Origin of the sequence: Neorhizobium huautlense (assembly GCF_002968575.1) — a bacterium.
In the GTDB taxonomy this organism is placed as follows: Bacteria; Pseudomonadota; Alphaproteobacteria; order Rhizobiales; family Rhizobiaceae; genus Neorhizobium; species Neorhizobium huautlense.
Genome location: NZ_PVBM01000033.1, coordinates 35,653 through 44,432 on the forward strand (window position 1 = coordinate 35,653; position 8,780 = coordinate 44,432).

Annotated in this window: 9 protein-coding genes; 6 read left to right on the plus strand and 3 right to left on the minus strand. The window is 60.0% G+C overall.

Features of this window, described 5'->3' with window-relative positions; genetic code table 11:
- Window position 1 precedes the first annotated feature (1 nt).
- Complete coding sequence (locus tag C5L12_RS24665; RefSeq protein ID WP_105374706.1) at window positions 2-1,003, minus strand: TRAP transporter substrate-binding protein; 1,002 nt, start codon at window positions 1,001-1,003, stop codon at window positions 2-4.
- Between the two features lie 50 nt (window positions 1,004-1,053).
- Complete coding sequence (locus tag C5L12_RS24670; protein WP_105374707.1) at window positions 1,054-1,800, minus strand: SDR family oxidoreductase; 747 nt, start codon at window positions 1,798-1,800, stop codon at window positions 1,054-1,056.
- A gap of 183 nt (window positions 1,801-1,983) precedes the next feature.
- Between C5L12_RS24670 and nac the strand changes: the two genes are divergently transcribed.
- Window positions 1,984-2,922 (plus strand): nitrogen assimilation transcriptional regulator NAC, encoded by a 939-nt coding sequence (nac, locus tag C5L12_RS24675; RefSeq protein ID WP_105374708.1) that lies wholly within the window; start codon window positions 1,984-1,986, stop codon window positions 2,920-2,922.
- Between the two features lie 29 nt (window positions 2,923-2,951).
- Here nac and C5L12_RS24680 read toward each other — a convergent pair whose 3' ends face one another.
- Window positions 2,952-3,884: a sugar-binding transcriptional regulator gene (locus tag C5L12_RS24680; RefSeq protein WP_105374709.1), complete on the minus strand. Its 933-nt coding sequence runs from the start codon at window positions 3,882-3,884 to the stop codon at window positions 2,952-2,954.
- 146 nt (window positions 3,885-4,030) lie between these two features.
- Here C5L12_RS24680 and C5L12_RS24685 point away from each other — a divergent pair, with 146 nt between their 5' ends.
- From C5L12_RS24685 to C5L12_RS24705, 5 genes are all read left to right on the plus strand, one after another.
- The gene (locus tag C5L12_RS24685) at window positions 4,031-5,356 is read left to right on the plus strand and encodes an extracellular solute-binding protein (RefSeq protein ID WP_425350826.1); all 1,326 of its coding nucleotides are present in this window, start codon (window positions 4,031-4,033) and stop codon (window positions 5,354-5,356) included.
- A complete protein-coding gene (locus C5L12_RS24690; RefSeq protein WP_105374710.1) occupies window positions 5,343-6,332 on the plus strand; it encodes an ABC transporter permease in 990 nt (329 codons plus the stop codon). The genes C5L12_RS24685 and C5L12_RS24690 overlap by 14 nt, the downstream gene beginning before the upstream one ends.
- 2 nt (window positions 6,333-6,334) lie before the next feature.
- Window positions 6,335-7,255: an ABC transporter permease subunit gene (locus tag C5L12_RS24695; protein WP_105374711.1), complete on the plus strand. Its 921-nt coding sequence runs from the start codon at window positions 6,335-6,337 to the stop codon at window positions 7,253-7,255.
- A gap of 10 nt (window positions 7,256-7,265) precedes the next feature.
- Complete coding sequence (locus C5L12_RS24700) at window positions 7,266-8,018, plus strand: glycerophosphodiester phosphodiesterase family protein (RefSeq protein WP_105374712.1); 753 nt, start codon at window positions 7,266-7,268, stop codon at window positions 8,016-8,018.
- Window positions 8,005-8,780, plus strand: a 776-nt coding sequence (locus tag C5L12_RS24705; RefSeq protein WP_205839378.1) for an alkaline phosphatase D family protein, incomplete at its 3' end; no start/stop codon positions are given. The genes C5L12_RS24700 and C5L12_RS24705, both read left to right, overlap by 14 nt.

Below are 8,780 nucleotides of genomic sequence, written 5' to 3' on the forward strand. Positions count from 1 at the left end.
CTCAGTTCGCCTTGACCGAGGCCTTGTACTGCTCGACGAGAGGAGCCGCATCCGGAACTCGCTCGATGAATGCCTTCTGCAGAGCCTCGGCCCGTTCGACCATGGTTGCGCGCATCTCCGGGGAAATATCGGCGAGCTTCATGCCCTGGTCGGACATGATCTTGATGCTGTCAAGGTCGCCCTGGCGGGAGATGCCCCAGAATTCCGGCTCCAGATCACGGGCAGCCTTCTCGATCGCCGCCTGCTGGTCGTCCGGAATCTTGTTCCAAATGTCGAGGTTGATCGTCACCATGTTCGAACCCCAGGTGTGGTTCGTCGGGTAGATGTAGTCCAGGAACTCCCAGAACTTGCCGTCGACTCCCGAGGTGGCGGAGGTGGCGACGCCCGCAACGCGGCCGGACGCCAGGGCCGGGATGAGTTCACCCCAGGGCATCGCCACGCCGGCCATGCCGAGTGCATTGACGATATCGACCGTGTTCTTGTCGGCGCCGCGGACCGGAATGCCCTTGAACCCCTCGATATTGTCGACCGCGACCTTCAGATAGACGTACTGAGCCGGCGACGGCACCATGTAGAGGATCTTCTGGTTGTTCTGTTCGGCGATCTTCTCGAAAACCGGGCGAATGATCGCGTGATATTTCTTCAACTCCTCCATTGAGCTGACGAGAAAAGGAATTCCCTCAGCGCCGAACAGCGGATTGACGCCGACCTGCTGGGAGATGTTGATGTCCGCCATCTCGACGAGCCCATCCCGCACGGCCGTGAGCTGGTCCGGCCCTTTGAAGCCGAGCGAACCGCCCGGCTTCACCGAAATGACGATCTCACCCTTGGTGGCTTCCTTGACAACATCGGCGAAGCGGATCGCGTTCTTCACCATGAAATTGCCTTCCGGCAGCACATCGGAGAGATTGATCTGCATCTCCGCCATGGATGGAAGGGCCGACGATAGGAGCAGGGCCGCGGCTGCGACCGAGCGAATGAACTGACGTTTGCTGACGGACATTTTTATGTTCCTTTCCCCTTTTTGTAAGTCGTTTGCCTCCCGGCTGGTGTTCAGTCGCCGGACCGCCTTTCAAAGTTTAGACCACCTGGGACCTGGAAGGTCGGCAGGATCTCGATATGGCCGATGTTCACATGCCGCGGAGCATCGATCGCAAAGGCGATGGCATCGGAAATGTCTTCCGGCTTGAGGGATTCGTAGCCGTCGTAGAACTGACGCTGCGCCTCCTCCATGTCGCCGAGCAGACGCCCGAAAATTTCCGTTTCCACCCGGCCGGGGCAGATCTCGGTGACCCTGACGCGCTTGCCGTAGGCATCGACTCGAAGCTGCCGCGACAATTGGTGCACGGCCGCCTTGGTCGCGTGATAGATGGTGTTGCCGCCAAAATTGTAGACCGCGGCGATCGAACTGATGTTGACGATATGCCCGAGGTCACGTTCGACCATGCCCGGCATCAGCAGGCGCACGAGGTGCAGCACCGCCTGGATGTTGACCTCGATCTGTTCATCGATCGCGAACTCATCTGCCGTCAAGATGTTGCCGGTGCGCGAAACACCTGCATTGTTGACGAGGATGTCAATCTTCAGGCCCCCGACCGCCGATGTCAGAGCCTTGGTGTCCGAAACATCGACCACATGCGGAATGCAGCCGCACTTCGCCGCCAGCGCATTCAGCCGCTGCGCATTGCGCGCCAGCGCATGGACTTCCAGCCCCTCGCGCCGCAGGCGCTCCACGATAACGGCGCCCATACCGGTCGACGCGCCGGTTACCAGTGCGGTGTTATAATCCGAGAATGCCATCCGTGGTTCGTCCTTCGCATCTGTTGCTGACGATCACGCTAACCCTGTCTCCCGACGCTGCAAAAGATCACTTGCATATGGGGTGATCGGCATTTGTTATAGTTCCGCCAAAACAGAAGCTTGGCATAGGCGGCGACAGCGTTGATTGCTACACTGCAAGCAGGTTTTGGAGGAAGCTGCCCGTTGGATACACGCCGGCTACAGGCATTCGTAAAGATCGTCGATATCGGCAGCCTGACGCGGGCTTCCGCCATCCTGCATATTGCGCAGCCGGCACTGAGCCAGCAGATCATCTCGCTGGAAAGCCAGTTCGGGAAGAAGCTGCTGATCCGCTCGAAACAGGGCGTCGTGCCGACGGAGGCCGGGCGCGCGCTTTACCGTCACGCCCAGATGATCCTACGCCAGATAGACCAGGCCCAGGCGGATATCAGCGCCTCGGGTAATGTGGTCGCCGGACGCGTGTCCGTCGGCCTCGCACCCTTCAGCACGGCGTCGGTGCTGGCGTTGCCCCTGTTGCAGACCGTTCGTGCCCGCTATCCGAACATCCTCCTGCACATCAACGAGAATTTCGGTGGCGTCATCAGCGAGATGATCATGACGGGAAAGCTCGACGTCGCCTTCATCTACGATGCGGGCCCGATCCGCGGTGTGACCTTCGAGCCGTTGCTTAACGAGAACCTGTTCGCAGTGGCCCCCTCTAGCCATGTCGAGCGTATAGACGGCAAGGACGAAATCACGGTGGAGCAGCTCGCAGAGCTCGACCTCATGCTTCCGACCGCGATACATACGGTCCGCAAGGTCGTCGATACGACGTTTAGACGGGTGGGCCTCGCGCCTAAACTGATTGCCGAAATCGAATCTCTCTCCACGATGGCTCGCGCTATTAGTGCCGGCATAGGCTCGACGATTCTACCGTGGTCTGCGGCGAATGCGGTGCGCGACTCCGACGAACAGGTCGCCGTACTCAGGATCGTTAAGCCGTCGATGAACGTGAAGATATCGCTCTGCGTTTCAGACCAGTTCCCGCTGTCTGAGCCCGCGCTCGCGGTCAACGACATCCTCACCGAGCTTGCGCATTCCTTTGCTGCGAGCGACGATGTCTACGGGGTACAGAAAGCCTGATCAGCGCATTGACGATGTCGGCGCAATATCTAGGCAAGGATCGCCCGGGCGCTGTCGGCATCGGTGATCAGTATGTTGGCAAGGCCGCTTTGCGCTACCGCGTGAAGAATCTTGTGCTTATGTGCGCCGCCGGAAGCGACAATGCGGCAGCCGATGCGACGGAAGTCATCCAGTTCCGGTGAGAGCACCTGCCGATTCAGCAGGTGGTCGATTTCCTGCCCCGAGGCGTTGAGATACCGGCCCATCAGATCGCCCACCGCGCCGGCCTTCTGGAGAATTTCCTCGCTCATCCCTTCGGGCAGGCCATAGCGCACCTGCAGCGATTGCTGCGATACGTCGCCGACGCTCAAATAGGCCACGTCCACGTCGCAGATCTGCCTGAAAGTCCTCTGAAAGACCGTCTGAGATATGATGGCCTCGCGGGATTCGGGGCTTTCCGCATAAATCGGCGCGGCGAAATAGCGGCATTGGGCGCTGATCGCCTGGGCGAAGCCGCGAACGATCTCGAATGTGTTGATTTCGGAGCCGTGGGTAAGACCGCCCATCATCGAGCGCACCTTGATCTGCGGCTCGTTGAGCGACGGCATGTGCTGGATCGTCTCGCGGAGCGTCGAGCCCCAGCCGATGCCGATGGACGCCGGCTTCTGCGTCTGGATCAGTCGGCCGAGGAAGCCCGCGGCGCCCCGTCCGAGCACCGAATGCAGGAGAGCCGTCTCATTCGGGGTCGGAACCACGACCGCGTCCCTGAGCGCAAAACGCTTGCGCAGCTTCACCTCCAATTCGACGCTTTCGGAGAGCGCGGAATCGAAACTGATTCTTACAACGCCGGTTTCCAGGGCTTCCGACAGGATTTCGTTTACCCGCCGCCGGGTGATGTTCATCCGCTCGGCGATCTGCTGCTGGGTAAGTCCCTCTACGTGGTAGAGCCATGCAGCCCGCACCATCAACTCACGATGTTCCATATCCCACCACCCGCTTGCACAAACGTCACAACGATGTAACATATGTAACATAAACCTGCATGTCATGGCTAACCCAGACGGATGGTGATGGCCAGAACCGAAACAAGGCGGGTCATGAAAAAAGACCCGATAGAAGGATCCGAGACATGGCTTCGACATATATGAAATCGGTTGCCAGCCTGCTTGCCGCCGGTGCGTTGCTGATGGGCGCGGCCGGTGCTTCCGCGGCGGAACGCGTGAAGATCGAATGGTGGTATGCCATCTCCGGCAAGCTTGGCGAAACGGTGCAGCAACTGATCTCCGACTTCAACAAGTCGCAGGACAAGTATGAGGTCGTCGGCACGTTCAAGGGCAACTACGAGGAGACGATGGCGGCCATGGTTGCCGCCTACCGCGTCAATCAGCAGCCGGCTATCCTTCAGTCGGCGGAGCGCGGTTTCATGACCATGCTGAAATCTGGCGCCATTATCCCGGCGGACGAATTGATGGCCAAGCAGGGCTATAAGATCGACTGGAGCGATTTCGTAAAGCCGGTGGCAGGTTTTTACATCGTCAACGGCAAGCCGGCGGCGCTGCCTTTCAATTCCTCGACGCCGATCCTCTGGTACAATGCCGATGCCTTCAAGGCTGCTGGCTTCGACGCGCCCGCCGATACTTGGCAGGGGCTTGAAAAGCAGCTCTATGCGCTGAAGGAAAAGAAGGTCACCGACTGCCCCATGGCATTGCCGGGCGATTTCCAGTGGAGCCTGATCGAGAATTATTCGGCCATCAACGATCAGCCGTTCGGAACCAAGGCCAATGGCTACGGCGGCCTCGACACCGAATTCGTCTACAACAGGACTTCCGTCGTCGGGCAGGTCGCGCGGCTGAAGAAGTGGATCGATGACGGCGTGCTGAAGATCGCCGGTCAGGGCGTGGCGCCGATCAGCCTCTATACCTCGGGCACCTGCGCATCGATCATCAATTCCACGGCCAGCCATTCGGCCGTCGAGGCAGATGCCAAGTTCAAGTGGAGCGCCGCGGTCATGCCGCATGAGGAAGGCGTCCAGCCGAAGAACAGCACGATCGGCGGCGCCGCGCTTTGGGCGATCAAGGGCAAGCCGGAAGAGGTTCAGGCAGGCGTTGCCGCTTTCTTCAACTATGTCGCTCAACCCGACGTGCAGGAATGGTGGAGCAAGGCGACCGGTTATGTGCCGGTCACCAACGCCGCCTATGCGAAGATGAAGCTGGAAGGTTATTTCAAGGATCATCCGACCCGTGAGGTTGCTATCGAGCAGCTCTCCCGCGGCGAACCGACCGACAATTCCCGTGGCTTCCGCTTCGGCAACCACAATCAGTCGACCGCGATCCTGCTTGAGGAAATGCAGGCCGTATGGACCGGCAAGAAGGCACCGCAGGAAGCGCTCGACAGCTCCGTCAAGCGCGGCAACGAAATCCTGCGCCAGTACGAGAAGCTCCATGCCGGCAAGTAGTGCCATGAGGTTGAGCGAGGGCGCGGCGACGCGCCTTCGTTTCCCGCTGCGGCTCAAGCTGGGCTCGCTGCTCAGTTCGTCGGAAACCGGGTTGAAGGCCTCGCATTTCCGGCGCCCGTGGTTGGCAGCGGGCCTTCTGGCCCCGCAGCTTCTCATCCTGCTCTTTTTCTTCTTCATCCCCACCTGGAAGGCGTTGTCACTCGCTTTCGTGCAGGTGGATCCCTTCGGGGCGACGATGATCTTCGTCGGCCTTGATAATTTCACCACGCTGTTTTCGAGCCCGGAATACCGCGACAGCGCGGTGCTGACCTTGTGGTTCACGACGGTCCAATGTTTCGTGACGCTCTTTGTCGCCTGCCTTTTCGCCTTTGCCACCGATCAGGTGATGCGCGGCCGGGCGATCTACAAAGGCGTCATCCTCTTGCCCTATGCCATCGCACCGGCGATTTCCGGGGTGCTCTGGGCGTTTCTCTTCAACCCGACCGTCGGGCCGCTGGCGCAGATCTTGGACGAGCTCGGATATGCCTGGGATCCGAACCGCCGCCCGTCCGATGCGCTTCTTCTGGTTTCGGTGGCGGCAATTTGGAAGCATGTCTGTTACGACTACATCTTCCTCGTCGCGGCCTTTCTCGCGGTGCCCGCCTCCGTCATCGAGGCCGGCGCGATTGACGGCGCAGGGCCTGTTCGGCGTTTCCTGACAATCACGCTGCCGATGGCCGCACCGACGATCTTCTTCCTGATCGTGATGAATTTCGTTTACGGCCTCTTCGAGACCTTCGGTATCATCGACGTCATCACCCATGGCGGCCCGGCCGGCAGCACCAACACGCTCGTCTACAAGGTCTACCAGGACGGATTCCGCCAGCTCGATCTCGGCTCTTCCGCCGCCCAATCTGTGGTGCTGATGGCGATCGCCGTCCTCTTCACGGTCTTGCAGTTCCGCGCCGTCGAGCGCAAAGTCAACTATCAGGTGTGACCATGGTCGAACGGCATATCTGGCTTTCCCTGTTCTGCCATGTGGTGCTTCTGATCGGCGCCGCGGCCGTCTGCCTGCCGCTCTACTTCGCCTTTGTTGCCGGCTCGCTCACAGTCGGTGAGGTGCAGCAGGTCCCGTTCCCGCTGGTACCGGGCGATCATTTCGTCGAAAACACGGTTACTGCGTGGATGGAGGGCGATTTCGGGCGACTCTACCTCAATTCGATTATCGTCACGGTTGGCATCGTCGTTGGCAAGCTTGCTGTTTCGGTCATTGCCGGTTTTGCGGTCACCTATTTCCGCTTTCCCTTCCGTATGACGGCTTTCTGGCTGATCTTCATCTCGCTGATGCTGCCGGTCGAAGTGCGTATCATCCCGACCTATGAGGCTGTGGCGGATGCCGGAGGGCCGCTTCGGTCCTTCTTCGGAGCGATCGGCTTGACCGGGTTCCTCGCAAGTACCACCGGCTATCAACTCGATGCCGCCCTGCAGTGGAACATGATCAACAGCTATGGCGGCCTCATACTACCCCTGATCGCGTCGGCCTCCGCGACCTTTTTGTTTCGCCAGTTCTTCCTGACCGTGCCGGACGAGCTTTGCGAGGCGGCCAAGCTCGATGGCGCAGGTCCGTTGAAGTTCTTCCGCGACGTGCTGCTGCCGCTGTCCAGCTCCAATATCGCGGCGCTGTCGATCATCCTCTTTCTCTATGGCTGGAACCAGTATTTGTGGCCCCTGCTCTTCACCACCGAAAAGGAGATGTACACTGCGATGATCGGACTGAAGGACCTGATCCCGGTGGCTGATGCCCAGCCCGCCTGGCACTTGGCAATGGCGGCCTCCTTCTTCGTCATGGCGCCCCCTGCGCTCGTCATTCTCCTGATGCAGCGGTGGTTCACCAGGGGCCTGGTGGATTCCAGCAAATGAGGTATTTCCAATGACCACTCCGATCATCGTCGGCCATCGCGGCGCCCGCAATCTCTGGGCAGAGAACAGTCTCTCGGGCTTCCGCAATCTCATCGGGCTTGAGGTCGAATCCGTGGAGTTCGATGTGCATCTCAGCGCTGCCGGCGAACTTCTGGTCATCCATGACGCGACGCTCGACCGCACGACGGACCGGTCCGGCCGTGTGGCTGATCTTGCCGACGGCGAATATCGCTCGGTCATCCTCAAAGGTACCGATGAATGCATACCGACCCTTGAGGAGGTGCTGGAAACCTACGCGCCCACCGGCCTCGAACTGCACGTCGAACTGAAGGCCGATTCCGGCGGCAAGCCTTACGACGGTCTTGAAGCCAAGGTGACTGCGGAGCTGGACCGCTTCGACCTAGCACACCGCGCGTTCCTGACGAGCTTCAACGGTGATGTCCTGAAGAAAGTCGGTGAGGTGGCACCGCATATCCGCCGGCTTTCTTCGCTCAATCATAAGTCCGTCGAGGTTCGAGGCCTGAGACGGTCGGTCGAGTTCATGCTGCAGGTGTCCGACGTGCTTGCCGTCGAGAAGGCGCTGCTCTCCGAGGAATGGGACCTGCTGTCAGCCTTGATACCGGCCGAAAAGTTGGGCGTCTGGGTGCCGAACGAGCCGGATGATCTGTCGTTTTGGCTGAAGCAGCCGATCCGCCAGATCACCACCGATCGACCGGACCTGGCCGTCAGGGTGCGAGAAGGACTGTTCGATGCCACGCATTGATCGGCGAAGCCTCCTGGCATGCGGACTTGCGGCTGCGGCCATCTGGCGACCGCTCGGGCGGGCACGTGCGGCAAGTTTTAAGGCTGATCCGTTTTCTCTGGGCGTCGCCTCCGGCTCGCCGCGGGCGAACAGTGTCGTCATCTGGACGCGACTGATTCTGAAAGATACGTCTGCGATCACTTCCGCCGATCCTTTTGCCCCTGCTTCGAAGCGGGTGGCGGAACCTATGGACATTGAGTGGATGGTCGCCGAGGACGAGACGTTCTCGAAAACGGTCCAGTCCGGTCTTTTCCGCGCCGTACCGGAATTCGCGCATTCGGTGCATGTGGAAGTAAAGGGCCTGGAGCCCGGCCGTTGGTATTTCTACCGCTTCCGCTCCGGCAATGCGACAAGTCCGGTCGGGCGCACCCGAACTGCGCCGGAAGGCGGAGACGCTTTCCGTTTCGCTTTCGCTTCCTGCCAGCAATATGAGCAGGGTTTCTACAGCGCCTACGGTGAGATGGCCAGGAGCGACCTCGATCTCGTCGTGCACCTCGGCGACTACATCTACGAACGCAGCTACGGTAACGAGCTTGTCCGCCAGCATGGAACCGGCGTACCTTCACTTCTCTACGAATTCCGTGATCGCTACGCGCTATACAAGTCGGACCCGCAATTGCAGGCAGCGCATGCCGCTTTCCCTTGGCTCACCATCTGGGACGATCACGAGGTCAGCAATAATTATGCGAGCGATCGCGCGCCGGATGCTCCGAACCCGGCGGA